Genomic DNA, 26656 nt, shown 5'->3' on the forward strand with positions numbered 1-26656 from the left:
TTGATAGTTTCAATTAACTGACCTTGATTACTGCGGCCACATAGCGATAATCAATAGATCACTTCAAGGAACTAACGCATGACAGAACAAGAGTTTTTCACCGTTCACCATAGCCTTACCGCTAATATTGAACCAATGGACAGCGGCTTCACTTTACCTTCTCAAATTCAATTCGAATCTGAGATCCCAGCACCATTTGTGGTGGCAAGTGAATTTAGCCAATTGGATCTGTTAGCTGACAGCGCTCGAGCGGAACTGAAAAACAGCGACTTGAAGAATGTCACCAGTTTATTGGATGCACAAAACTCAAAATTAAACCTCTTGTTGAGCTTTATGTTATCGCAGCAAGATGATGAGAAATTTCGCACTCACACCTATTCATTTGGTGCGAGTCAGTTTTCCTGCTTTTCAAAAGCAGACATCGAACCGGGTCGCTTAGTAAAAGCCAAACTTTTTCTAGAGCACCCAGCTGCAGCCATTTATTGCTACGCAGAAGTATTTGCTAGCGAGGCGAAAGACTCAGGTTTCGAAATCAAATTTAAATACGCTCATCTTCGCGATACCGACCAAGACCTGCTAATTAAAGCGGCACTTTATCAACAACAGAAACTCTTGCGTCAACGCTCTCTAGACCGAGATAACAAGTAAATTAACATGACCAAAAAATCCATATTTACACTACCTAAACTTAAAGGTGCCGGTGACAAAAAGCACATCGGTAACCTAGTCGGTTCGTCTCTCGCTCTTGCCATTGCCAAACTCGCAGAGCAACACAACAGCCATACCGTCTTGGCTGTACCCGACCCACAAGTGGCGCTTAAGCTTCAATCTGAAATTGAACAGTTTACGGCACATGAAGTCGCATTATTCCCTGACTGGGAAACGCTGCCATACGATAGCTTCTCGCCGCACCAAGAGATCATCTCAGATCGTATCGCACGCCTTTACGCACTGCCAACACTAAAAGATGGCATCACGATCGTTCCGATCAGCACGTTATTGCAACGCCAGTCACCGCGTGACTTTTTGCTACAACACACGTTAATGGTGAAAACGGGCGATCTCTACTCTTTAGAGAAACTGCGTCTACAGCTTGAAAAGTCAGGCTATCGTTACGTTGACCAAGTGTTTGGCCCCGGTGAATACGCAAGCCGTGGCTCTATTCTCGATCTGTTCCCAATGGGCAGTAAAGACCCGTATCGAATCGATTTTTTCGATGACGAAATCGACACTATTCGTACTTTCGATCCTGAAAACCAGCGTTCTATCGAAGACATCTCTGAGATCCGCCTGCTGCCTGCTCACGAATTCCCGACCTCGGAAACAGCGATTGAAGATTTCCGTATTCGTTGGCGCCAACAGTTTGATGCGCGCCGCGAACCAGAATCGGTTTATATGCAGGTTTCTAAGGGTACTTGGCCTGCTGGTATCGAGTACTGGCAACCGCTGTTCTTCGATCACACAGAAACCTTGTTTGATTACGTTGCCGATGAAGCGCAACTGCTGATTCTAGGTGATGTCGAGACTGCAGTAGACTCATTCCTAACGGACGTTGCTCATCGATACGAACAGCGCGGTGTTGACCCATTACGGCCACTTCTCACGCCTGAACAACTGTGGTTGAAGAAAGACGAGCTGTTCGCTCACTTCAAACAGAAGCCACAAGTTAACCTGAGTCTAGATTCGATTGAAGAGAAAGCAGGCCGCACCAACTTGCCTGTCGTGTCATTACCTGACCTCAGCGTTCAGCATCAAAATAAAGAACCTTTAGCTAACCTAAGAAAGTTCACAGAAGCCTTCGACGGCAAAGTAGTATTTTCGGTTGAATCAGAAGGTCGTCGTGAAGCGCTGAGTGAACTGCTTCGTGGTATTAAAGTACGACCAAGCGAAGTTGAAAACCTCGATGCCTCAATTAAAGGCAAAGACAAGTTCAGCCTCATCCTTGGCTCTGCTGAACACGGTTTTATCCATGAAGAGCAAAACATCGCCCTTATCTGTGAAAGCGACCTGTTGGGTGATCGCGTTGTTCAGCGCCGTAAGAAAGACAAAAAAAGTGTTAACAGCGACACTGTCATTCGTCACTTAGCCGAACTTAAACCAGGTCAACCTGTAGTGCACATTGACCACGGTATTGGTCGCTACATCGGCTTGCAGACACTCGAAGCCGGTGGCATGAAAACCGAATACGTGACACTTGAGTACCAAAACGATGCCAAGCTGTACGTGCCCGTTGCTTCTTTGAACTTAATCGGGCGTTACTCGGGTGGCGCTGAAGATTCTGCACCGCTACATAAACTCGGTGGCGAAGCGTGGCAAAAAGCGCGTAAACGCGCCGCGGAGAAAGTCCGTGATGTTGCAGCAGAGCTACTTGATGTTTACGCTAAGCGTGAGCTAAAACCTGGCTACAAGTTTGTACTCGACCGCGGCCAATACGCGACTTTCAAATCTGGCTTCCCGTTTGAAGAAACCGATGACCAAGCGATGGCCATCAATGCTGTTATGTCTGATATGTGCCAAGCCAAAGCCATGGACCGTTTGGTGTGTGGTGATGTTGGCTTTGGTAAAACCGAAGTCGCGATGCGTGCAGCATTCGTTTGTACCGACAACAGCAAACAAGTAGCGGTTTTAGTTCCTACTACTCTACTTGCTCAGCAACACTTCGAAAACTTCCGTGACCGTTTCGCCAACTTGCCGATTCGTGTTGAGGTTCTATCCCGATTCAAATCAGCTAAAGAGCAAAAACTAATCATGCAAGATGTCGCCGACGGTAAAGTGGATATCCTAGTCGGGACTCACAAGCTGCTTTCGAGCGATATTAAGTTTAAAGACCTAGGCCTGCTGGTTGTCGATGAAGAACACAGATTTGGTGTACGTCAGAAAGAGAAAGTGAAAGCGATGCGTGCGGATGTCGATATTCTAACGCTTACTGCGACACCGATCCCGCGAACGCTGAACATGGCAATGAGTGGCATGCGTGACCTTTCGATCATCGCTACACCACCCGCACGACGCTTGGCAATTAAAACCTTCGTTCGCGAGAGTGATGATGCCATCGTCAGAGAAGCGGTGCTGCGTGAAATCATGCGTGGTGGCCAGGTTTACTTCCTACACAACCAAGTCGACACGATTGAGAAAACAGCAGAGTCATTGCAAAAGCTGATTCCAGAGGCGCGCGTGACTGTAGCTCATGGCCAGATGCGAGAGCGCGAACTGGAACGCATCATGAATGACTTCTACCACCAGCGCTTCAACTTACTGGTGTGTACAACCATCATTGAAACCGGTATCGACGTACCAACGGCAAATACCATCTTGATGGACAGAGCCGATAACCTTGGTTTAGCACAGCTGCACCAATTACGTGGTCGTGTAGGTCGTTCGCACCACCAAGCTTATGCTTACTTGTTAACGCCACACCCTAAAGCAATGACCAAAGATGCGATCAAGCGATTGGATGCGATAGCTTCGCTCGAAGACTTGGGCGCAGGCTTTACCCTAGCAACTCACGATTTAGAGATTCGTGGTGCGGGTGAGCTGTTGGGTGATGAACAGAGTGGTCAAATCCAGTCGGTTGGTTTCACCTTGTACATGGAGATGCTTGAACAAGCGGTTGAAGCGTTGAAAGAAGGTCGAGAGCCTTCGCTTGATGATCTATTGCGTGAACAAACTGAAATTGAGATGCGTCTGCCTGCACTATTGCCAGACGACTATATTCCAGACATCAACACGCGTTTATCAACATACAAACGTATTGCGAGTGTGAGTGACACCGACGAATTGGCAGAGTTGAAAGTCGAGCTGATTGATCGCTTCGGCCTTCTGCCTGATGCAACCAAGAACTTGTTATCAGTTTCTGAGCTAAAATTAGCCGCAGCGTCTATCAAAGCGAAGAAAATTGAAGCCCACGATAAGGGTGGATTCTTAGAATTCTACCCGGATGCTGACATAAACCCGACCTACCTTGTTAAACTGTTGCAATCTCAACCGCAAAAGTTTTCAATGGAAGGACCAACAAAGTTCAAGTTTACGATACCATTGGTCGACAGACGGAAGCGAATTCAATTTGTTAGTGATTTATTGGGCGAATTCAGACAAAACTTGCTGCCTTCAGCATAAGACCCAATCCACTTGCACATATAAATTATCCAGCCGGTAGTTCGGCTGGAAGACGGAGTAAAAATGAAAAGACTGATCCCACTGCTACTATTGTTCGTCTCACTGCCAAGTTTGGCGCAGAGACAATTTGATATAGAAGTGATCATTTTTAAGCGCGCTGTTGATGCAGAGAAGGTGAACGAATCTTGGCCAAATACACAGCCTAAGATTTCACTTGAACGCGTTGGTTCATTTCAAGATACCCAATACCGAGCAAAGAAAGGCGTTCAAATGCTACCTTACTCGGAATACAAGTTAACGCCTCAGAAAGACAAGCTAAGTAAACACGCTGGCTTTGAAGTTCTGATGCATACCGCTTGGCGTCAAGGCGACCAAGGTAAGAGCTCGGCACCTGTTTTCCATATTCAAGCAGGTAAAGATTTCTCTAAACAGTTTAATGCTGATGGCTCTGAAAAAGGCGCAATCACTGCAGGCAGCGCTGATGGGTTCCAAGAAGAGACCATTGATAAGCCTCTCTACGAATTAGACGGCAAGCTGCAAATCTACGTTCAGCACTACCTATACGCTGAAACGACATTAGATTTAAAAGCGCCAAGCGTTCGTGAAGTGACTCTACAAGAGCAACAAATTGAGCTAGATTCACCAGTAAGTGGCGCAGAAAGCAACGTCCAGGTGGGCAATCTAACTGAAATTTCTCCGACGGTTGAAGTCCAAGAGTTCCTTAAGAGCTACCGCATGGACCAAAAACGTCGTATGCGCAGTACAGAAACTCATTACCTTGACCACCCACTTCTTGGAATGGTGATTCAAGTTAGACGTGTAGCGCAGTAAATTACTTGCCGATTCGGCTATAATTATATAAATAATTCAATCCGCCCTCCTAGTGAGGGCGTTTTATTAAGTGCTATCTATCTTTATTCTGTACTGACTCTCTTTGCTCAGTACTTACACGTTACTTGGTACGCTCTATGAGCCCTGAATTTCAGATCAACACACAAAATCTTAGCCTTAAAATCATTGAGGCCTCAGATGCTCAAGAATTTTCTCAGCTGGTTAAGTCCTCCCCTAGCTTGCTGCCATGGGTCGACTGGTGTCATAAAGAGTTTTCTATCGTCGAGGCCGAGAAATTTATTCTGGCAACTCGCCTGAACTGGGTGAAAGCCGATGCGTTTGGCTTTGGCATCTTTGAACGAAAAACCGATAAGCTGGTCGGTATGGTTGCCATTAATGAGCTTTACCACACCTTTAATATGGCGAGTTTAGGTTATTGGGTCGGTGATGACTTTCAAAGGAGAGGGATCGCCAAAGAAGCGATGTTCGCCCTATTTGAATTTTGTTTCGCGCAACTCAAGTTAACGCGTTTGGAGATTGTCTGCGATACCGAGAACCTACCCAGCCAAAAGTTGATCGAGAAGTGTGGCGCTGAGCGAGAAACCATTGCCCAGAATCGATTTCTGTTTAACGGTAAGCCGAAAGATGGCGTGGTTTATTCTGTGCTACCTCCAACGTCTTAACAGCAGAAATGAGTTCAACACCTGCGATAATCCATAATCGACACGATCAAAAAAGAGCTCCGAAGAGCTCTTTTTTATTATCAGCGTAATGCTCTGAGAAGGCTTACCTGATTAGTGAAGCTTTAGGTTTGGACGAAGTACACGGTTAATACGACCAACCAGCATCATCAGTGATGTTTTGATTAAGCCGTGAAGCGCCATCTGGTGCATGCGGTACAAAGAGATGTAAACCACACGAGCAATACGACCTTCGACCATCATCGAGCCTTTCGTCAGGTTACCCATCAAGCTACCTACCGTAGAGAAACGGCTAAGTGAAACTAGCGAGCCTTTGTCTTTGTAGATGTAGTCTTTCAGGTCACGACCGTTCAACTTAGCAATGATGTTGCTGAATGCACAGCTTGCCATTTGGTGAGCCGCTTGTGCACGTGGCGGAACGAATGAACCATCTGCTTGTGTACATTGCGCCAAGTCACCGATCGCAAAGATGTTGTCATCCAGTGTTGTTTGCAGCGTGTTCTTCACAACCAACTGGTTGATACGGTTGGTCTCAAGGCCACCGATATCTTTCATGAAATCTGGTGCTTTGATGCCTGCTGCCCATACCATGATTTGAGCTGGGATCTTGTCACCATCTTTGGTTGTTAGGCCGTCAGAATCCGCCTGAGTCACCATCGTATTCGTACGAACGTTCACACCAAGCTTGGTTAGCTCAGAGTGTGCTGCACTTGAAATACGAGGAGGTAGAGCTGGAAGAATACGCTCACCCGCTTCAACTAGGTTTACGTTCAGCTTGCTTGAATCTAGGTCGCCGAAGCCGTAAGTACGAAGTTCTTTAACGGCGTTGTGTAGCTCTGCAGAAAGCTCTACACCAGTTGCACCAGCACCAACAATCGCGATGTCTACCGTGCCTTGACCGTTCTTAGCGTGAAGCTTTAAGAACTGATTGTTCATTTCTGTACGAAAACGGTGTGCTTGCTCTGGGCTATCAAGGAAAATACAGTTGTCACGAACGCCTGGAGTGTTGAAGTCGTTTGACGTTGAGCCTAGCGCCATCACTAGAATATCGTATTCAAGTTCACGGCTTGGCATCAGCAGTTCACCGTGCTCGTCTGTAAGCTCGCTTAGTGCAATCACTTTACGCTCACGATCGATGTCGTTCAGGCTGCCCATTTGGAAATCGAAGTAATGGTTTTTTGCGTGCGCACGGTAGCTTAATGCATCAACACCTTCATCCAGTGAGCCCGTTGCTACTTCATGAAGTAATGGTTTCCATAGGTGGCTTGCTTTACGGTCTACCAGAGTAATCTGGGCACGTTTCTTACGACCTAAAGTGCGGCCTAGCTTAGTTGCTAGTTCTAAACCACCAGCACCGCCGCCTACTACGATAATTTTTGTCACAATGACAATCCTCTACAAAATGAATAAATGGGGTTCGGCTCGATTACTCCAACCGATAAATTCTATGTATCTACTCGGCCTTGAATGCGAAGGCTGTTACAAATTGGGTTACCGCGAAAAAGAATAACGACAGCTCACCGAGTAGTTAGAGGGGTTACAAACAACAAATAATGGTTTGTTGCTTTGCTCACGTGGATAAAAAAGGTGACTACCTGAGAGGCAGAACACAAATTATGGGCAAGTTTTTTCACTCGCTCTCAATTTTTTTTGATATTTGTCAAAATATTTTGCTTGGGAACATTATATATAGCAAAAAGATGACCGCAACAAAAAAATCCTTACCCTCAATGAGGATTCGCGACTAATTAGTTAACGTTTGCGCAAACTGATCTATAAATGCACAAACCGACCGATAAAACATATACAACTACTTTATCAATACCAATCTCTAAGATTCAGATGTGAAAAAGCAGCACTCATTGAGCACTGCTTTTATAAAACATCTGGATTGATTAAGCGTTTTTGAACGCTTTCATTGCTTGAAGATGTTGAGAGATCTTTTTGAATTTATGACTCTCTTTCTCATCCCAGATTACATCATAGTAATCTTCTAGCGCGGCAGCTGTTTTGGTATTGTCGTGAATTTCATCTTCACGAGAAAGCACCACTAAACAGCGTCCTTTGTTTTTCATACGGTACTGAGCAACACATTTAGTTGCGATGTCTTCGTACTCTTCTGGACGGTCAATTCGACCTACCATGTTGTTCTCAGGGTGCAGATTAGGGTTGAACACCACCTGCTTAATCCCACATAAGAAACCAATACGCTCAGACCAAAAACCACCTAAACCTACACCACAAATAATGGGATGCGGATCATCGGATTGCTCTATCACCTTATGCACTTCTTTTAGCAGATGCTGCATATCGTGTTTTGGATGCAAAGTACTGTAGTTGATGAAACGAACGTCATCATCAATGAATTGCAACTGCAGTATTTTTTCGTGATTGCCCGGGCTTGTTGAGTCGAAGCCATGTAGATAGATAATCATTGTACCTCCCCCGTTGAATATTGGTACGTTTTGATCAATCTAACACGAAAAACAAGGTTTTAAAGGTAACAGCTGAGAAATTATATTTTTCACTTCCTAAACGTGATCCTAGCTACATAAAGTGTGACTCAGAGCCTCCGCTTCACGCAGATAACTTTCATCGCCCCAAAGCTGATGAGCAAGTAAATACCATAGCATCGCCATCATCTGGCTTCTTGGTAACCATGCTTCTACACCATCAAGCCAAGGCTGAACATCATGGATTCCTCGCAGCTGACAGTACTTCTCAACCGCTTCTGTGACTGGCGCGCCAGCAACCGCAATGGTTAATGTTAAATCGAGCCTAGGGTCTGCGAGCGCAGCGTATTCCCAATCAATAATCTTAATGCAGTCACTGTTTCTCACTAGGTTATAACCACCTAAGTCAAAATGGCACAAAGACAGGTCAACATTGGTAATACTCGGAGCCACGCGCCACTCTTGATAAATCTTAGTGCAGGCTTCGGTCTTATGAATCGCATCAAGCTGCAGCCAGTAATGGTCGACTCGCGCCGTGAAACTGAATGGTTGCAGTGGTAATCGCGCAGTATTAACCAGATGAACAGAGATCAGCGTTTTCAACAGGTCATCGAGTTCTAGATCTTCGTAAAGTGTCTCACCCGCAATCCACTCAACCAGTAACCCCTGCTCATTCACTACCATTGGGCTTGGCCCGATACCGAGTCGCTCAATGGCAGACAGCACTTGGTACTCTTCATGGCGAGAAATGAAGAACGCTTTGGTGATAGGTGTGGTTGGCCGCCAAACATACGCAGTACCATCGGCATCGACCAACTTCCAACATCGATTGGTCAAACCGCCTGTTAATGTCTGTGCTCTAACTGGAGGCTCAGAAAAGTAACCGTCAAGCGAACTCAAACTGGTATCAAGAAGCTTAGCCTCAGACCAAGAAAAAATTGCCATATTTACTCCCTATAAACGTCTTAACTGCCCTATAAACGTCTTCATTCCCTACAAAAAAGACACTGACCAAAAGCCAGTGTCTCTTCATAAACAGCACATCATGCACTGCATTGGCGTGTGACCAAGCTATACGCTGTCAAGATTAAGCGCCGCCAATACTAGACATTGTCAAATCCGGCTGCGCATAGTTGGCAAGTAAGCGAAATTAAAGGCCTAGTAGGCTCTTAGATTGTTGCTTACGGATTTCAGTCTCGTCAGCCCATTCAATCAAGCCAGACTCAAGATCCATTAGACGCATCGTCATTTTGTAGTATACGTCTTCATCGCTACCCGCTTTCTTAACGATGCTTGATAGGTTGCCGTACAGCATGTACTGAGCACCAACCATTTTACCGAATTGAATCGCTGAACTTTGGTTTACAAGCTCATCGTTGTTTTGGAAGTTCAATTGGTCACGAACAGACTCTACACGGTCCATATCAACGAAACGGAACTTACCAGAGTTCAGCATCTTAGTACTGATAGTGTCAGTGATTGACTCAGTATCGATGTGCTCACTTGTTTTGTTCTTGATTCGCTCTACAAACACGATTGGACGCTGTTCACGAGTAATGTAAGACACAGAACCAGACGCCATCATGCTATCGACCATTTCACCCGCAATCGTTTGAAGGTCAGTTGAACCGAAATCGATTGTCGTGGTTTCTACTGCTTGTGCATCACCGTAGCTTACCTTGTTTGAACAACCGCCTAAAATAACCGCTAAACCTAGTAGCGCAATGACACTCTTTTTCATTTTGTTTCCTCAACTTATCACTGAGCGGGGTTACCCACACTCTTAAATTCTTGTATTTACGAATCATGAGACCCGTTTAATCTAACTTACTGCTCTCGGAACTGGACTCTGAACTGAGTCGCTTTCGGGTTTACCGACACTTCCGACAACGAAATACTTTCAAAACCACGAACAATCGCTTGCTTCCAAGGACCTTGTTTAAGGTTGACCTCAAGCCCGGCATCGTCGTACCAGTAAAAACGATAAAGAATATGTTGATCGCCTTTATAGTTACTGTTTAAACGAACGATTCCTCGCGTATGACCGTCGACCAGATCGGTGCGAATATCTTCAACCTGTAAACGGCTGCCCAATACCTTGTCACCAAAGAAAACGTTCTGAGTCAGACTATCGACCCTTACGCCAGCTGTATTATCAGCACAACCAGCCAGAGCCATAACCGCTGCTAAGCTCACTAACCACTTTTTCATTACAGCCTCCCTAGCTGTTTATGCCACATTGTTGCATTGTTTCCTTGTCGAGAAATCCACACCAAGGTGGTCTGCCCTTCTCGAATATCAAAGTCGTACGTTTTAGCGCCCGCTTCCAACGTATATTGACCGCTATTTGCTACAAACGTACTGCTCTTAATCTCTGCAGGTAATGATTGCCAACTGCGAGTGTCTGGTTGCTCTGTCAGTGTGTTCCACACGTTGAACAGAATATTACCGACATCATCGCCTTTGGTTGCTTCTTTTCGAATGCGATCTTTCGCGACTACACGTAGCGCTTGGCGAATAACAATGCTTGTCATACGTTCCGATAGATCGTTCTGCGCCATCGCGTTTACATCAGTGATCAAATGTTCTTGTAGCGGCTGTCCGCTGATTCGCAAGGCAGAAAAACGCTCTACGTTTTGACTTGGGTAATATGGCAGCGCAAGAGAGTATATTGCCCCCTGATCGCGACTGTCATAAACAGGCAAATCCAGTCGCCAACTGTCCATAGCTTGCACAGCGCTCTGCTCTTGAAGAACAATCACTCGCCCTTCACCTGCACTAAGTTTAGAAGATTGCTTATAGCGTTTTTCTAATGTTGCTAAATCTTGTCGCATCCCTAAACGAGCGGCTGTTGCCATGGTTCTATCGATGATTTCTTGGTTATCTGGCATCACAGCCAAAGCACGACGATAGTCAACGTAGGCGCTGTTTAAATCATTTGACGCTTCATAAAGCAGACCAGACAAGAACATCAGATACGCATTCTGTACTGACTGCAGTTTCTTACCCGCATCAGGGTAATTGGCAAGGATGCTACCCACATTGGCAGACAAGCCTTGCTTCTTCGCATCGCTGGCTGCTTTGTCTAACTCAGCCTCGCGTTGCTTCTTCGCTTGTTCTTGAACTTGGTTGGCGCGACGCATTTCAATCACCGCACCTTCTAAATCGTTTTTCTTGAGGTAATTTAAACCGAGATACAGATGAAGAAAGCCCAACTCGTAATCGGCTGGCACATACTCGGTAATATTGTCATTCACAGCCAACGCACCCACACTGGTTGCACTGTCTGAGATTGAGATCACGGCTTTGCGTTGCTGCTCAGTAACCGCCTGATCAGCCACTTCAAACGAAGCCTTACTCTCAGGGTATTTTTGATCCAGCAGATTAATTCTGCCTCTTTCAAAGTTATCAAGGATGTCGCCTGCCGCGTAATCTGGTAGCTCTTGCTGAGCCTCTGAATAATCTCCAGATTTAACGGCTTGGTAGATCGCTTTGTTTTGTGCGCTGTAATGACTGAACAGGCTTCCTGCAGACATACTCGCACAACCTACGGTCAACGCCGATAACAGGGCAATGGAAGCGAATCTAAACTGTTGCTTCACTTATCGTCTCCGTGCATGTTTAAAATGCCAACTTTATTAGGGTCTGCTGACCTTTAATGGTCTCATTATCAAAACGAAACGCGTTGTAAAAAGGATCTCAAGCCAGTTGAAACCCTACTTATTTAGCCTCTGCCTAAGCGATGCCGACATTCAGACAACAGATAGAACTTAAAGTTGGCATACAAACTACAAATTTTCCAACTAACTACTTGTGTTAACCCGCTAATGAGCGCGTTTAAACTAGCTCATTAGCTTTCATTAACTCGTTAGCTTTTCATTAGCTCATTAACTTTTTATTAGCTCATTAATAGGGGGCCAAGTGGACGGCCGCCAACCAAGTGCATGTGAATATGATAAACCTCTTGGCCACCGTGAGAGTTACAGTTCACGATAAGACGATAGCCATCTTCTGCAATGCCCTCTTCTTTTGCTAACTTGCGAGCAACAGTAAACATGCGCCCCATCATCGCTTCATCTTCGACTTCAACATCGTTAGTTGTCGGAATCAGCTTGTTTGGGATGATTAGGATATGGCTTGGCGCGCGAGGGTTAATATCGCGAAATGCGGTTACTAAATCGTCTTGGTATAGTAGATCTGCTGGGATTTCTTTGTTGATGATCTTAGTAAAAATGGTTTCTTCAGCCATGTTTCTCTCCGATAAAACATTTATTTTTTAATGCTTTGAGTATGCGCTATGCCGCATCAAACCACAATAAATCTGCTTTAAAGCATAATAAAAAACACCGTTCAAATCAAAGAAAACGAGCCTTAGCTCTCAAGAATGGCATGTTGGTTATAACTGAGCGCTATTTTTGACGTGTGCGTCATAAAATGCGTAAGCCGAGCTCAATAGAATGCTGATAATTTTGTTAGTTTTACTTTGACCTGACATTAGGTCTGCATTTTTATTTAGGGAGAAAGCCATGAAGGGATCTGTGATCAAGCGTATGTACGCTGGTTTCGCACTGATCATCATCATGTTCGCAGTCACGATAACCATCATGATGAACAGCATGAATCAGATACACAGCAATTTTGAGAGTGTCTCAGAAACCTCATTACCACTTGTCGCGCTTTCAAATCAAACGAGTGTTCAATTGCTTTCTGCTGATAAGTCATTCAAAGATTTCTTAACCACACAAAACGCTGAACGCATGTCTGCAATGCGTACAGAATTTGCTGCATCACAAAACTCGTTTTCAGAAGTTCTCGGTAGTTTAGAAGCGGCAAGCCAAAACAATGCTTCACTTGTTGAACGTATCGCGCAATTAAGAGCAATGGAAGAACGCTACTTCGCCGAAGCTGACGAAGCGATGAACAACTACGTCGCGATGTTCGAAGCACAAGAACAAGTACAAAAAGCGTCTCGTGACTTCCAACGCTTACATTCAGAATTAACCGTTGGTATGAAAGAGTACGTTGCCGACCAAAAAAGCATCTCTGTAAAAGTGATGGCAAAGAGCTACTTCATCAAACTGCAAGACGCAGAAGTTATTACCTCTGATGCACTTGCTAGCTCTGATGTTGCCTTCGTTCAAAAAGCCGTTAACCAAAACAAAAAGGCCGTTACTCATCTTAACTACGCTTATCGAGGTCTATCAACACAACTACCAGCACTTAAAAATGTCTTCGATGAGTCGGTTCAGAAGTTCACCAAAGACGTTGGTCAGAAAGGTGGCGTACTAGACAAACACAACAACTACCTACAAGCCAAACAAGCGTTGTACGTGAACATCGCTAACCTAGCTCTAGAAGTTGACCAAGCGATGGCTGTTTTGGACTCATTCAACGTGACCGCTGAAGAGCAACTTAACTCATCACTCGCTGACGCAAGCAGCATCTACGACAAAGGCCTATTCAACGCGATTGCCATTGGCGTTGTTGTGACTGTGTTCGCTGCTGCGATTGGTTACCACATTGCACACAGCGTACGAGAGCCATTAACTCGCATCCTCGGTACATTAGAAGGTCTAACTGAAGGTGATATGACTCAGCGTATCGATATTCGCTACGACAACGAATTCAGCCGCGTGAGCCGTCACATCAACACCTTGGCTGACAACCTGCACAATATCCTTGTGAAGTTGAATGATGCTTCAGATGACTTAACTAAGACTGCAAGCGTCAACCAGAAGACGTCATCTGAAACGCAGGCTCAATTGAACAGCCAACGTGAGCAAACCGCGACTGTTGCGACCGCAATGACAGAGATGTCTCATTCTGTACAAGAAGTGGCGAACAGCGCGCAAAGCTCACTCACCATGGTTCAACAAGTAGAATCGGCTTCTGAGTCTGGTCGTCAGATCATGAACACCAACATCAGCACCATTAATCAGCTTGAAGTTCGCCTTACTGAATCAGTGGGCGCTGTAGGCGAGCTACAACAGATGAGTAGCCAGATTGGTTCAATCCTTGACGTTATTCGTGGTATTGCTGAACAGACCAACCTACTTGCACTTAATGCGGCAATCGAAGCAGCGCGTGCAGGTGAACAAGGTCGTGGTTTTGCAGTCGTTGCCGATGAAGTACGAGTGCTAGCACAGAAGACCACTCAATCAACCTCTGAAATCGAGACTATGATCAGCAATCTGCAATCAAGCTCGAAAACTGCAAGTAACGTAATTGAAAGCTGTATGAGCGATATGGACATGTCGGTTCAACAAGCTTCAAGTGCAAACAGTGCGATGGAAGAGATCCAAGCCTTGATTCTAGAGATCAGCCACATGAGTACACACATCTCTCAAGCAGCCGCTGAGCAGAGTGAAACGTCTGGTGATATTGCACGCAACATCGAAGACATCAACCACATCGCAGATAAGAGTTACCAAGCGATGTCTTCAATTGCGGAGGCAAGCCAAAACCTAACAATTTTGGCGAATCAGCAAGGTGATTTAGTACATCAATTCAAACTATAGATAAATGAAGAATCGATAGATATTTAGTGAGATTGTTGAGACTTCTTACCCAATAGTGGTGACTAATTGAGCTAGGGCAACTTTTATCAAGGGTTGCCCTTGTTTTTTATGAGCTTTGTCATTATATGATTATTAAGGCTTGCTGCTTCCCGTTTTTTCTTTCACCTTTATGAGCGAGCCGCTATTAAGGAATTTATATGGCTGTTCATGTTGGCATTATCGATCAAGACCCCATTCGCTTGCTCACCCCATTACTTGATAACCGAACGGTCAGCACTCACATCGTGTTTATCGGTGACAAAAATCAAGTCAGTATGTACAAACGTTTAGACAGCGTTTTGCACAAGCGCGACATTACGAGTGAGTTTTTCGAAATTCCGACCATCGTAAATACATCTGTCATTAAAGAATCTATCCAAACCCTTGCCGAAGACCTCAAAGCACGCGGTCAAGAAGTGAAGCTCAACGCAAGTTGTGGCCTCCGTCACCGCCTACTTTCTGTGTACGAAGTATTCCGTACTTACCACTGGCCAATCTTCGTGGTTGAACCAAATAGCGACAAGCTTTGCTGGTTGTACCCTAATGGTAAAGAAGACGCACAAGTTCAAGACCGCATCACTATCGACGACTACCTAACTGTGTTCGGTGCTCGCGGTGAATTCAGCGATGTTCAGCTGTCTCCGCAACTGGATCAGAAACTTTATGAACTGGGTGAACGTTGGGCAAGTAACGCACTCGAACTAGGCCCTGGCCTTGCGACATTGAACTACCTAGCAACGACCTGCCGTAAAGAACAAAAACTTGATGTAGGCCTATCTGAGAAGCAACAAGGCTATCGCGAGCTCAACATGCTGCTGAGCGATTTGGTTGAAGCTAAAATTGCGACTTACGACAATGGTATTTTGACCTTTGCCAACGAAGACGCGCGCCGCTTCTCAAACGGTGAATGGCTTGAAACATTGGTTCACAGCACAGTTAAGCAGATCCAAGATGACATGCCGACCATTCAAGACCGTTCTTTGAATGTTCAGGTATACCGTCAACTGGGTGAACGTGAGGTTCGTAACGAGCTTGATGTTGCCTCTGTGGTGAACAATAAGCTGCACATCATCGAATGTAAGACCAAAGGCATGCGTGATGATGGTGATGACACCTTGTACAAACTGGAATCGCTTAGAGACCTGCTAGGTGGCCTACAAGCACGTGCAATGTTAGTGAGCTTCCGCCCTCTTCGCCATAACGACATCACACGAGCTGAAGATCTTGGCCTTGCATTGATTGGCCCTGACGAATTGAAAGATCTTAAAACACACCTAACGGCATGGTTTACAGCTGCGGGTGGCAGTGAAGATCTAGAGTACTAAAAACCAATAAGCTCATGAGAGCTCAATGCTCTTAAGCAGATTGTTAAAAAGGCGAATGACGATTAAGTCACTCGCCTTTTTTGTTGTCTGTTTTCTCTATTGATTACTTTCAGACGGCACAAAAAAATGGCCGCATCATACGATGCGGCCATTTTCAAAATTTAATGTCACTTGAAGACTTAATGCTCTCTAAAACTCAGAGCACTTTAAGACTTAAAGCATTTTACGAGCGGCTTCTACAACCACTTTGATTGAACGTGCTTCTGTTACTTTTAGAGTGTCGTGATCAGGCGTCTCTTTTTGAGTACGGTTGATGATTACACCAGCAACACAACCTGCTTTCAGACCAGAACTTGCACACATAGTTAGCAGTGTTGCAGATTCCATCTCGAAGTTTAGAACGCCCATGTCTTGCCATTCTTGCATAGAGCCTTGGAAGCGCTTAACAACGCGACCAGAGAACGTGTCGTAACGCTCTTGACCTGGGTAGAACGTATCGCTTGATGCCGTTACGCCCATGTGAACTGTTGCACCTGATTCATCAACTGCCGCTTTCATTGCTGTTGCAACTTCAAAGTCAGCCACTGCTGGGAACTCCATAGGAGCAAAGTGTAGGCTAGCGCCGTCTAGACGAACAGAACCTGTAGAAACAATCATGTCACCCACGTTTACGTGAGGTTGGATAGCACCAGTCGTACCAACACGTAGGAAAGTGCGAACACCAAGTTGAGCAAGCTCTTCAACTGCGATAGAAGTCGATGGACCACCAATACCTGTTGAACATACAACAACTGGTTTGCCGTCTAGCTCTGCGCGGTAAAGCGTGTATTCACGGTGACTAGCAAGGAATACTGGGGTCTCCATCTCTTCTGCAATTTTTTGCACACGAGCAGGATCACCAGGGATGATCGCAAGAGTAGCACCGTTAAGATCTGCTTCAGTAACACCTAAGTGGAAAACAGCTTGAGACATAGTTCGCTCCTTTTGGCTTATTGGGCTTTTTACCCTTATTTAAGCTCATAGTAAATTCGTGGGGTACGAACACACTCTAACCAAGCTCATTACAAAATGAAGTGACACATGTCACATGAATGATCGCAACAATAATTCAAGTTTCACAAAAAACCGATTGGCATCACAAAAATAAGCAATCCGCACGCCTATGTTGCATACTAATGAGACAAAAAGCGCCTTTAACGTATTACCGCTAAAGGCGCTTTTATGTTAAGAATGCTCTATGTCGGTGAGCTCGATTTAGTCCGCTTTAGATTTAAATCGAAGCAGACGCAATGCGTTCAATGTCACCAATGCAGTTGCACCACTATCCGCTAAAACTGCCACCCACAAACCGGTAATACCTAACAAGCTTGTCACCAAGAATACGACCTTCAAACCAAGCGCAAGGGCTACGTTTTGACGGATGTTGTTCATGGTCGCTTGCGACAGTTCAATCATCGCTGGCAGCTCAGTTAAACGGTTATGAGTCAGTGCTGAATCCGCCGTTTCCAAAGCGACATCCGTACCACCACCCATTGCGATGCCGACATTCGCCGTTTTCATTGCTGGTGCATCATTAATGCCATCACCGACCATCGCCACGTGCGACTGTTGAGATAACTCCTCAACGTAAGATACCTTGTCGCTTGGCAATAGGCTTGCCTTGTACTGCATACCAATCTTGCTACTGATCGCTGCTGCACTGCGCGGATTATCGCCGGTCAACATGATAGATTGAATACCTAATTCATTAAGTCGTTCAATCGCAAGCTTAGCGTCACTGCGTAACGTATCTTGCCAAGCAATCAGACCAATCACCGTCGTAGCTTGCTCTGTTGATTCTTCTTGATCTTTAACCTCAAGAGCAACCACAACCGTCTTGCCCTCACCTTCTAATGCTTCTACCTGAGAAACCACATCGGCACCAAGTTCGAACGTGACTTTAGACGGTGACAGAACCTGATACTTAACACCATCAACATCCCCTTCAACACCACTACCAATCAACGCTTTCTTGTTGTGTGATTCAGGAATCTCAATATTCAGGTCTTTTACTTTAGCGACAAGTGACTGCGCCAACGGGTGAGTAGAGCCAACTTCAATCGCCCCAACCACACGCAGCATCGCGTCTTGTTGCCACCCCGATAGAGGTTGAATATCCGTAACCTGAGGCTTACCTTCGGTCAGTGTGCCTGTCTTATCGAAGGCGATGGTTTGGATTTTACCAAGCTGCTCTAGCGCTGCGCCGCCTTTAATGAGCGCGCCACGTTTCGCTGCTGCTGCTAAGCCAGAGGTAATCGCTGCAGGAGTCGAGATAACCAAGGCACACGGACAAGCAATCAACAATAGCGCTAGGCCACGGTAAACCCATGTTTCCCATGGCTGCGCAAACAACAATGGTGGTGTGATGATGACCAACAGAGCCACTACCATCATTAACGGTGTGTACCAACGGCTGAACTTATCGAGGAATCGCTCTAGTGGTGCTTTACGAGACTCTGCTTCTTCAATCAGATGAAGAATGCGATCGATCGCGTTCTCACCCTGTTTTGAAGTGATGGTGATACGAACCACTTTATCGACCACCACAGCGCCAGCCATGATGCTATTGCCTTCGATGTGTTCAACAGGAACAGATTCACCGGTTAACGCACTTTCATCAAAGCTTGCCGCGTCTGTAATCAATTGGCCGTCAGCAGGTAAACGAGAGCCCGCGGCCACTTCAATCACATCACCTGGAACCAGTTCACTGACTGCTACTTCTACACGCTCGCCGTTGATGATCTTAGTCGAGTTTTCTGGTACCAATGCCATTAGCGCTTGAACGCCACTTCTTGCTCTTGATGAAGCAAACGCTTCTAAGCGCTCACCAATCAAGAACAACAATAGAACCATCGCTGCTTCCGCAGTTTCGCCAAGGTACAAAGCACCCAGCGCGGCAACACTCATTAAGGTTTCAATAGCAAACGGTGTACCTGAACGCGCCAGCTGAACCGCTTTCTTCGCCACCGGATATAAACCAAGCAGACAAGTTACCGTAAACAAGCCTTCACTTAATTGAGGTGAGGTGATTTTTACAAGCGCCGCAAACAGCATTGCCGCTGCAATCGCGATAATCTGTAAATTAGGTTGGATATAAGCTTGCCAAAAAGTCTCAGGTTGTTGTTTTTCTTTCTTTGAACCGACTTCCGTAAGAGGGAAACCCGTTTTGATAGAGACCTGTTCAATGGTGTCAGCAAGGCTTTCATTATCGAATTTCACAACCAGCTTTTCGGTAGCAAAGAGAACCTTCGCTTGAATAACACCGTCAATATTGCTGATCGCGTTTTCTATTTTTCTTGCACAAGCTGGGCAGTCCATTCCGGCAACCAGCCAACTTTTCGAAAATTTGGCATCGAGAGATAAAGTTGAGGACTGACTGTCTTCTTCTCCACTATCCGACGAACTACAACAATCATCTCCAGACGATGACGAAGCAGCAGAAGAGCTACAACAACCAGATGAAGTACCTGCTGCTGTGATGCTTGAAATTTTAGGGCTAGAGCAACTTGCTCCTGCCGCTTGAGGTTGAACGTCCACTTTTGCTGAGCGGCACGCTGCATGTTTTGCGCACATAATGTATCTCCTTAATACTCAAAAGCCTTGAGGTTGTTGCTAACTTACGAGCAACAGAACCTTAAGTTCATCAAAAGTATAAACCTTGGAGGCTACTCCAAGGTCAAGAAGAAGTTTTCAAGAAAACAAAAATATTATGCCAGCGCCGATGGCTTACTGAGATTTAAGCTCCGCACACTCTTCACGGTTAGCGGATACATCATCAATAAGAACCGCATCGTGTGAACAGAATGGCTGAGTGTTCAAGCTGACAATCGACACATCATCTTCCACTGGATCAACTTGAGATCCTTGCATCAGTTCAGCGATATGATGTCGAAGCACCAAGATACCTAAAATTCCGAACAAAACATTACCCAAAGCTTGACCATAGAGAACACCCAAAGCGCCATACCACTCCGAACCTAGATAGACGAACGGCAGAGTACCTAACGTCGCTTTACCCAAATTCAATGCTGTCGAGTAAAGCGGTTTACCTAGGTTATTAAAAGAGGTGTTGGCAACAAATAGTGCACCGTTAAAGGTGAAGGTTAACGCCACATAGGTACAGAAAGCCGCCACAATGATTGCTGCATCACCTTGTAAGCTAAAGCCTTGAATGACATAACCTTGAACGAAGTACAACAGAATACAAACAGCGATGGTGTATGCCGTAGTAACCAGCAATGAGTTATTGAGTGTTTCTTTTACTCGGTCCATGCGTTCAGCACCAAAGTTCTGACCAATGATTGGCCCCACAGCGCCAGACAAGGCAAAGATAACCGCAAAACAAACTGGCGTCAGACGACCTATCACGGCAAAGCCCGCGACAAAGTCCTCACCATATTGTGCGATACCCGTTGTCACAATCGCATTACCGATAGGCGTTGCGGTATTGGTGATAATCGCAGGCAGCGCAATCGCCAATATTGGTCGAATATTAAGACGCCATTGCACAAAAGAAGGCGGAGCCACCAGCTGATGGCTGCGAATAAGAGGATAAAGCGAAAAGAATAGCACCGAGAAACGAGCGACAACCGAAGCGATAGCCGCCCCTTCGATGTTCCAACCAAAACCAAAAATAAACAGAGGATCGAGAATCGCGTTAACAATGCCGCCAGACAAAGTTGCCCACATCGAACGCTTAGCATCACCTGCCGCTCTTAAGCCCGCACCCGCCGCCATCGCTAACGCCAAAAATGGACCACTTGGTAGCAAAATCTGTAGGTAAGCTTGAGCACGCTCGGCTGCAATACCTTTGGCGCCTATCGCGGCTAGCAGCTCTGGAATATAAGCGAACATGATTGCAGTTATGGTTGAACTGATAACAAACGCAGTCAGCATGATACTGGTGCTTAGGTTTCGAGCGTGCTCTTGATTCTTTGAGCCGATGGCTTTGGACACTAATGCGCCCATGGCAATGGAAGTACCGATAGAAACGGAGGTAGAAAAGAAAGTCAGCGTACCTGCAAAGCCTACCGCAGCAGCCAATTCGACCTGTCCGAGCATACTGATAAACAGCATGTCGAGTAAATCGACCACAAATAACGCCATCAAACCGACAGAGCCAGCCCCCGACATCACCAATATGTGGCGCATCGTTGAACCTTCAACAAACTTTGCCGTTTGATTTGACATGAAACCTCCAAAAGTTGGAATACCCAAGAGCTAAAGCCCAATCAGCTAATCAACAGATCAACAGACTCGGGATCCACAAAAAGAGGATCGACCAAGAAAAGCGCTATACAGAAAAAAGGCGCTAGTGCGCCTTTTTTCAATTGAGGGTATTGAGAAAAATAATCGTTCTTAACACGCTACTATACCTGATGTTTGAAGCATTCTTCCAAGTTCTTGCCGATTGCTCTCAAAACATCGGTTCTGGTGATAATACCCACCAGTTTTCGATTATCGATCACAGGGTATGCTTTAGGTTTTCCAACCTGCATCATGTCCGCCAATTCAATAATGGATAAGTCAGGTGACACCGACAGCACTTCTTGGTACATGCAGTCACCCACAAGGTGTGTGTCTTGGCAGAAGTAACTGACCTTCACAAGTTTCTCGAGTAAATCCTGCTCTGAAAGGAAGCCAATCACTTGTTCATTATCGTCGATTACGGGTCCACCCATGTGGTGACTACGCATCACTTTGTCTAACGCTAGACTTAACGGCATATCAGGAGTAAATGTCACAACCTGCTGCGTCATGTAATCTTTCACTTTAATAGAATGCATTGCGTTCTCCCTAAATACTTTGCGTCATATATTTTTCTATCTCGTTAAGTTAATTGTTGTCTAAAATCTTGATTTTACTAAATGGATTTCAACAATTTTATTGATAGGCAAAACCTAACAAGACTAAAAAGTGAGACAAACAAAGGGTTGAGCACGTTTTCGAACGCCAGAAAAAAGAAAAAAAGAGCTCTTACAAAGCCTTACTTTCCCTTGCTTAACCTTACTTAGCCAAACTAGCCTGCGTAAATAAACCCTGTAATCTTCACCGCACAAATAATTAGAAATCCCGATTTAGGAAGTTTATGCAACACGACAACAAAATGTACGCGTATGTTTATGCAGGTAACGACGGCACAGAAAACACACTCATCGCCACTATCGATAATCAAGAAAAACCGCTGATATCAAGCTGCGTTGATGAGATAAAACGCATGTCATGCTTAGCCATTGATTTAGCAGCAAAACACGACCTAAAAGTGAAGCTGGTGAAGTATCAAAGAGAACAAGAGATCGACTTCGGCCTATTCGTTAAATAGTGACTCCGACACTGATTTGGTTAATCACGAACTGGCAGCCACAGTAGCAATAGCAATAGCAAAGCATTAGCGTGAATGGCTGCCGAATTCGACCTGACAAGCCGAGCGGGTAAAGGCTATAATGATCAGACGGCGCCCTTGCCGATTTTCATTGTCCAAATACGGTTTACTATGTCCTCTCAAACCTCACCTAAAACGTATCTAACGAATTCCTTATCTAAGTTAAAAAGCTACTTTAGTGAGTTATTGGATTTCCAATCACGCATTTGGGTGGTTCATATCTTTGAAGACTCCATTACCGATCAATCGTTTGTGATTAATGAGGATGGCTTTAAAGAACCGCTAGAGTGGATGAAGAACCGTGATTACCAAGCGAGAATGCTTGATCGTGTTGATAAGATGAAAATCTCACAGGTGATCGAGATTCAGTTCGAAGACAAAATGCATCGCTTGATGCGAGTGAAGTAGTGCTATTGTTTGGGCACGCACGAAAAGCCATTACTAGAAATTAAGCATAAAAAAGGCCAGCGCTCGCTGACCTTCTCTCATTGATTACAAACCACCATCTAACGCGCACAATACTCATGCCACAGGCGCACCGCTTTCTGGTATGCCTCAGTTTTATCGTGCGTTTCTGCAAAGAGAATGGCTGTCATGCTGTCGACAACGGTATTCGCCATTAGCGCCATCTCTTCAGCCGATGTGCCAAGTACACATTGACTAGGAAGTGGCAACTCTAGGTTCATCATCTCTTCCCAGTAGAACGATTCGACTTTGTCAGGGGAGCTCATCCATACCGTTTGGCTAACTTTAGGATTATATTCCGACTCACCGTTCATCCCTTTGAATGAAATCACCGAGTGGGATTTGTTTCCAATAACATGCTCAACTTCCGCATGAAGTTGTGGGAAGCCAGGATGGAAACTGCCACGCAAACCTAAACGGCCACCACCAGGATTCAATGCTCGAACTACCGTGTTAATTGGTGTTCTCAAACCGTAACGGTGTTTCCAACCAATCATGGTTTGTGCTTCGGGCGCAAAGTTAGCTAGCGGTAAATAAGCAATGCCGTCTTGTTCAAGAATCGACTTAGCATGTTCAGGGTTCTCAGCACTTTGTACACCGACATCTTGCAAATGGCTTTCAACGTGCGTCCTACCGCTCGGCTTATCCATATAGCCGTGCATTAACACTTTATAGCCATTGTCAGCGAGTATTTTTGCTGCCAACAAGTTCCAAGGTTTGCCACTGGCATTATCGTTACGCTTACCTGCATAACACGGCCAATCAATATCAGCGCCTAAATCTGGCACTCGAGATTGAAACGCTTTTACAAAGCCAGCGATCTCTTCATTAGTTTCATTCTGCACACGAATCAGCATCAGTAGCATAGCCATTTGGTCGTCACCGACCTCTCCGCTTAAATACTCATCCATGATGCGGTAGGCTTGTTCGAACGATAAAGGCTTACGCCCTCTTTCTCCTCGTCCAACTGTACGAATACACTCTAAAATACTACTCATTGATTGTTTATTCTCTTCCGTTGATATCAATAAAATTCGAATACACTTTCGATTCTATGATACCCACAGTGCATTGCAAAGCGATTCAGTTGCTATCGACCGAATTACCATTACGCGGATTGGTGTTCTAAAAGTAAACTTACTGGTGTAAAATTAGCGTATGCAATGCTAACCGCGACATATTGAGTAGTATCCCGATGACTGTAAAAAAAACGCTGAGCCAAAGAAAACGTGAATCGATCGTTGCCGCTGCTATCGCAGAGTTTACTGAGCATGGCTACAAGGCCACCAGCATGGATAAAATATCGAGTCGCGCAGAAGTATCAAAGCGCACCGTATACAATCACTTTGCCAGCAAAGAGCTGCTTTTAGATGAGATTCTAGACAGCATTTGGAGCAAAACTCTGGCCGCGACGCAATTCCCTTATCAAGCAGAACTGCCACTTGAAGAACAGCTTTCGTCGATAGCCAATCAAGAACTTGAGTTACTTGAGTCTGAAGGCTTCATCGACCTGTCACGTGTACTGTTCTCTGAGTATTTCCATAACGCCGAACTGGCGCATCAAGCGATGGAAAAATATTCCCAAGCAGAAAGTGGACTTACAACCTGGATTAAAGCCGCGTTGGCAGACGGTCGTTTAGTAGAACTAGACCCACAATTCGCCTCCACGCAGTTCATTGGTCTGCTTAAGTCTTTTGCGTTTTGGCCGCAAATCATTGGTCATGTGCCGTCACCGGATGCTGCGCACAAACAAGTGATCATTACTTCAAGTGTCGAGATGTTCCTTAAACAATATCAGGCGTGATTTTGGTGGTTGATGAGAATTCAACCACAATAAAACCATCACTAGTATCTGCTGTTATTTTCCCTATACTGCAACCCACTTTCGTCATTACGACTCAGTAAAACTTCAACTTTAGGTAACCCTATGATTACTTTCACCACCAACTTTGGCGATATCGAGATTGAACTGAACCTTGAAAAAGCGCCAGTAACGTCGAAAAACTTCCTTAAATACTGCCAAGACGGTTTCTACGAAGGCACGACATTTCACCGTGTTATTGAAGGTTTCATGATTCAAGGTGGTGGTCACACTATCGACATGACAGAAAAACCAACTCGCGCCCCAATCGTCAACGAAGCAAACCGTGGTTTGAAGAATGTGATTGGTTCTGTGGCAATGGCTCGGACTGATGCACCACATTCTGCAACGGCGCAGTTCTTCATCAACCTTGATGACAACGATTTCCTAGATCACACCTCAACAACCAATGCTGGCTGGGGTTACGCGGTATTCGGTAAGGTTTCAGCAGGTATGGATGTGGTAAACAAAATTGCGAAAGCACCAACAACCATTCGCTGGGGACACGAAGATGTGCCTTGCGAAGATATTGTGATTACAAAAGTCACTATTCGCGACTAATTCATTCACGTCCTTTCCCGCCCCTAGTGCATTCGAATTGATGGCATAAAGAAAAGAAGGCTGTGCGATAGGACTATGGTGGTAAGGGTTCGACTTTACCACCTGTATTTAAAGCTCGTTGTTAGAATAGTTACCAGCGAGAACGATAAGTACGGTGACACCCTTTGCACGTCTTATTCGCAGAATTTAACCCTTGCTCTGCACTCGACAAGTCTTGTTCAACACTCGCCTGATAAGGCTCAGAAAAGCACTTGAAGAACAACTCGTTCCTATCCCCGTTCGTTTAAACAAAGAGTTGATGAACGAGTTAGATGCTGAAGAGCAACAACAAATGCTCAAGCTACTTCAGAAAGTAGTCGCGCAATCTGATCTTACCGCGTTCACTGCTTAGCAAGCTTAGTGCTTAGAAATTATTACACTCTGAACGTGTATTGAAAAACAACCCACACTCGGCCTTGCGCCGAGTGTTTTATTTTCGTCTCGACCATTTGATATAGCAAAATAGTGAAGCAATGATCACCGCCCCACCGAGCAGCTTCTGCATCTCTACACTTTCGCCAAGCACACTCACACTTAACAGCAGCGTCCACACAGGCTCAAGAATCATGATCAATGCCGCCACTTCCATGTTCACGGAGTGCTGACCGACCGTTTGTAGCAAGTAACGAATAGACGTTGCGATCACCGCAGAGACAATAAACCAGAAGACTAAGGTTTTGGTGATTTCGAACTCCGGCTGAGCTGTCATAGAAGCAAAGGCTAAACCACTCACACCCACCACAAACAGTTGCACACAGATTGATGCGATAGGCTTGATATTGGTAATCACACGCTTGTTCATCACAAAGTGAACAGACAACAACATCGATGCTAGTAAGAAATAAATCTGACTCTGCTCAACATGCCAGCCGTTACCCAAAGTCAGCAACAGCATGCCAATAATCGCGATCGGGAAAGACATCCAAAACGCGCGATTAGGCTTAGCTCGAAACAAAATCCAAGACACAAACGGTGCAATGATCATGGCTAAGCTCATGATGAATGCCCCTTCCGACAAGCTGTCAGTCACCGAAACTGCAAACACCCATACCTGCAATGAGGCAGACAACAACAAACCCACGCCGCAAAGAGACAGAATCTGCTTAAACGAAAGCTTACGAATATGGTGAATACAAAATGGCAGAAGAATAAGACTCGCGACGAGGAATCGCACACCAATGAACACTGGCCCAGGCATTTCTAATACCACCAGCTTAGATGCAATCCATCCCACCCCAGCTAGCAGGGTGGCAAATAGAAGGTAAAGCTCTCCGCGCATCGCTTTCACGTTCATCATTTTACTTAGTCCAATAACAAAAAAAGCAA

Annotated in this window: 24 protein-coding genes and 1 pseudogene; 11 read left to right on the forward strand and 14 right to left on the reverse strand. The window is 45.3% G+C overall.

From position 1 onward, the window contains the following. Positions 1-78: 78 nt before the first annotated feature. The 4 genes from AB6E78_RS01525 (at position 79) to AB6E78_RS01540 (ending at position 5630) form a co-directional block, all read left to right on the forward strand. A complete protein-coding gene (locus tag AB6E78_RS01525) occupies positions 79-648 on the forward strand; it encodes a hypothetical protein (RefSeq protein WP_017065300.1) in 570 nt (189 codons plus the stop codon). 6 nt (positions 649-654) lie between these two features. Then, entirely contained in the window at positions 655-4116 is a 3462-nt protein-coding gene (gene mfd / locus AB6E78_RS01530; protein ID WP_017066779.1) for a transcription-repair coupling factor, read from the forward strand. 63 nt (positions 4117-4179) lie between these two features. Beyond that, a complete protein-coding gene (locus AB6E78_RS01535) occupies positions 4180-4947 on the forward strand; it encodes a peptidoglycan binding protein CsiV (RefSeq protein WP_017068090.1) in 768 nt (255 codons plus the stop codon). 137 nt (positions 4948-5084) lie between these two features. Continuing rightward, on the forward strand, positions 5085-5630 hold the full coding sequence (locus tag AB6E78_RS01540; protein ID WP_372132362.1) for a GNAT family N-acetyltransferase: 546 nt from the start codon (positions 5085-5087) through the stop codon (positions 5628-5630). Positions 5631-5741: 111 nt separating this feature from the next. Here the strand turns inward: AB6E78_RS01540 and AB6E78_RS01545 are convergent, their stop codons facing one another. The 7 genes from AB6E78_RS01545 to hinT all read right to left on the reverse strand — a co-directional run bounded on the left by AB6E78_RS01545 (position 5742) and on the right by hinT (position 12350). Next, positions 5742-7031, reverse strand: coding sequence for an NAD(P)/FAD-dependent oxidoreductase (locus AB6E78_RS01545; RefSeq protein ID WP_009847154.1), 1290 nt, complete (start codon positions 7029-7031; stop codon positions 5742-5744). Between the two features lie 512 nt (positions 7032-7543). Further along, a complete protein-coding gene (gene ycfP / locus AB6E78_RS01550; protein WP_009847155.1) occupies positions 7544-8083 on the reverse strand; it encodes an alpha/beta hydrolase YcfP in 540 nt (179 codons plus the stop codon). A gap of 108 nt (positions 8084-8191) precedes the next feature. Continuing rightward, positions 8192-9046, reverse strand: coding sequence for a phosphotransferase (locus AB6E78_RS01555; protein WP_017060224.1), 855 nt, complete (start codon positions 9044-9046; stop codon positions 8192-8194). Between the two features lie 205 nt (positions 9047-9251). After that, positions 9252-9842, reverse strand: coding sequence for a penicillin-binding protein activator LpoB (lpoB, locus tag AB6E78_RS01560; RefSeq protein ID WP_017060223.1), 591 nt, complete (start codon positions 9840-9842; stop codon positions 9252-9254). An 86-nt stretch (positions 9843-9928) separates the two neighbouring features. Beyond that, entirely contained in the window at positions 9929-10312 is a 384-nt protein-coding gene (locus AB6E78_RS01565) for a YcfL family protein (RefSeq protein WP_017060222.1), read from the reverse strand. Further along, a complete protein-coding gene (locus AB6E78_RS01570; protein ID WP_017065296.1) occupies positions 10312-11703 on the reverse strand; it encodes a COG3014 family protein in 1392 nt (463 codons plus the stop codon). Before AB6E78_RS01570 ends, AB6E78_RS01565 begins: the two co-directional genes overlap by 1 nt. A 296-nt stretch (positions 11704-11999) precedes the next feature. Continuing rightward, positions 12000-12350 (reverse strand): purine nucleoside phosphoramidase, encoded by a 351-nt coding sequence (gene hinT / locus AB6E78_RS01575; protein ID WP_017065295.1) that lies wholly within the window; start codon positions 12348-12350, stop codon positions 12000-12002. Between the two features lie 277 nt (positions 12351-12627). On the opposite strand from hinT, the gene AB6E78_RS01580 reads away from it, so the two are divergent. Then, the gene (locus AB6E78_RS01580) at positions 12628-14619 is read left to right on the forward strand and encodes a methyl-accepting chemotaxis protein (protein WP_372132359.1); all 1992 of its coding nucleotides are present in this window, start codon (positions 12628-12630) and stop codon (positions 14617-14619) included. A 197-nt stretch (positions 14620-14816) separates the two neighbouring features. Further along, on the forward strand, positions 14817-15983 hold the full coding sequence (locus AB6E78_RS01585) for a DUF1887 family protein (protein ID WP_017065293.1): 1167 nt from the start codon (positions 14817-14819) through the stop codon (positions 15981-15983). Positions 15984-16196: 213 nt separating this feature from the next. Here the strand turns inward: AB6E78_RS01585 and udp are convergent, their stop codons facing one another. The 4 genes from udp to AB6E78_RS01605 all read right to left on the reverse strand — a co-directional run bounded on the left by udp (position 16197) and on the right by AB6E78_RS01605 (position 21808). Then, a complete protein-coding gene (udp, locus tag AB6E78_RS01590) occupies positions 16197-16955 on the reverse strand; it encodes a uridine phosphorylase (RefSeq protein WP_372132356.1) in 759 nt (252 codons plus the stop codon). A gap of 282 nt (positions 16956-17237) precedes the next feature. After that, a complete protein-coding gene (locus AB6E78_RS01595; protein WP_137001571.1) occupies positions 17238-19595 on the reverse strand; it encodes a zinc/cadmium/mercury/lead-transporting ATPase in 2358 nt (785 codons plus the stop codon). Positions 19596-19748: 153 nt separating this feature from the next. Beyond that, entirely contained in the window at positions 19749-21212 is a 1464-nt protein-coding gene (locus AB6E78_RS01600) for an MATE family efflux transporter (protein WP_048614570.1), read from the reverse strand. Positions 21213-21391: 179 nt separating this feature from the next. Beyond that, entirely contained in the window at positions 21392-21808 is a 417-nt protein-coding gene (locus tag AB6E78_RS01605) for a CBS domain-containing protein (RefSeq protein ID WP_017060213.1), read from the reverse strand. A 302-nt stretch (positions 21809-22110) separates the two neighbouring features. Between AB6E78_RS01605 and AB6E78_RS01610 the strand changes: the two genes are divergently transcribed. Together AB6E78_RS01610 and AB6E78_RS01615 are read left to right on the forward strand one after the other, a co-directional pair. Continuing rightward, positions 22111-22344 (forward strand): hypothetical protein, encoded by a 234-nt coding sequence (locus AB6E78_RS01610; RefSeq protein WP_372132352.1) that lies wholly within the window; start codon positions 22111-22113, stop codon positions 22342-22344. A gap of 171 nt (positions 22345-22515) precedes the next feature. Continuing rightward, positions 22516-22812 carry a hypothetical protein gene (locus AB6E78_RS01615; RefSeq protein WP_372128967.1) on the forward strand — a complete coding sequence of 99 codons (297 nt, stop codon included), beginning with the start codon at positions 22516-22518 and terminating at the stop codon, positions 22810-22812. Between the two features lie 98 nt (positions 22813-22910). Here the strand turns inward: AB6E78_RS01615 and AB6E78_RS01620 are convergent, their stop codons facing one another. Beyond that, a complete protein-coding gene (locus AB6E78_RS01620) occupies positions 22911-23897 on the reverse strand; it encodes a glycosyl transferase family protein (protein WP_081090248.1) in 987 nt (328 codons plus the stop codon). Positions 23898-24064: 167 nt separating this feature from the next. Here AB6E78_RS01620 and AB6E78_RS01625 point away from each other — a divergent pair, with 167 nt between their 5' ends. Both AB6E78_RS01625 and AB6E78_RS01630 read left to right on the forward strand, forming a co-directional pair. Beyond that, positions 24065-24673 (forward strand): TetR/AcrR family transcriptional regulator, encoded by a 609-nt coding sequence (locus tag AB6E78_RS01625; protein WP_372128957.1) that lies wholly within the window; start codon positions 24065-24067, stop codon positions 24671-24673. 123 nt (positions 24674-24796) lie between these two features. Next, positions 24797-25291 carry a peptidylprolyl isomerase gene (locus AB6E78_RS01630; RefSeq protein WP_017060208.1) on the forward strand — a complete coding sequence of 165 codons (495 nt, stop codon included), beginning with the start codon at positions 24797-24799 and terminating at the stop codon, positions 25289-25291. A 130-nt stretch (positions 25292-25421) separates the two neighbouring features. On the opposite strand, the pseudogene AB6E78_RS01635 reads toward AB6E78_RS01630, so the two are convergent. Further along, positions 25422-25538, reverse strand: a pseudogene (locus AB6E78_RS01635) (cytochrome c); the annotation flags it as partial. Here AB6E78_RS01635 and AB6E78_RS01640 point away from each other — a divergent pair. Further along, the gene (locus AB6E78_RS01640; protein ID WP_372132447.1) at positions 25506-25682 is read left to right on the forward strand and encodes a hypothetical protein; all 177 of its coding nucleotides are present in this window, start codon (positions 25506-25508) and stop codon (positions 25680-25682) included. The pseudogene AB6E78_RS01635 and the gene AB6E78_RS01640 overlap by 33 nt on opposite strands. Positions 25683-25760: 78 nt before the next feature. Here AB6E78_RS01640 and AB6E78_RS01645 read toward each other — a convergent pair whose 3' ends face one another. Then, complete coding sequence (locus AB6E78_RS01645; RefSeq protein WP_372132348.1) at positions 25761-26627, reverse strand: DMT family transporter; 867 nt, start codon at positions 26625-26627, stop codon at positions 25761-25763. Positions 26628-26656 lie beyond the last annotated feature (29 nt).

Origin of the sequence: Vibrio sp. 10N.247.310.98, assembly GCF_041467395.1 — a bacterium.
In the GTDB taxonomy this organism is placed as follows: domain Bacteria; phylum Pseudomonadota; class Gammaproteobacteria; order Enterobacterales; family Vibrionaceae; genus Vibrio; species Vibrio crassostreae_C.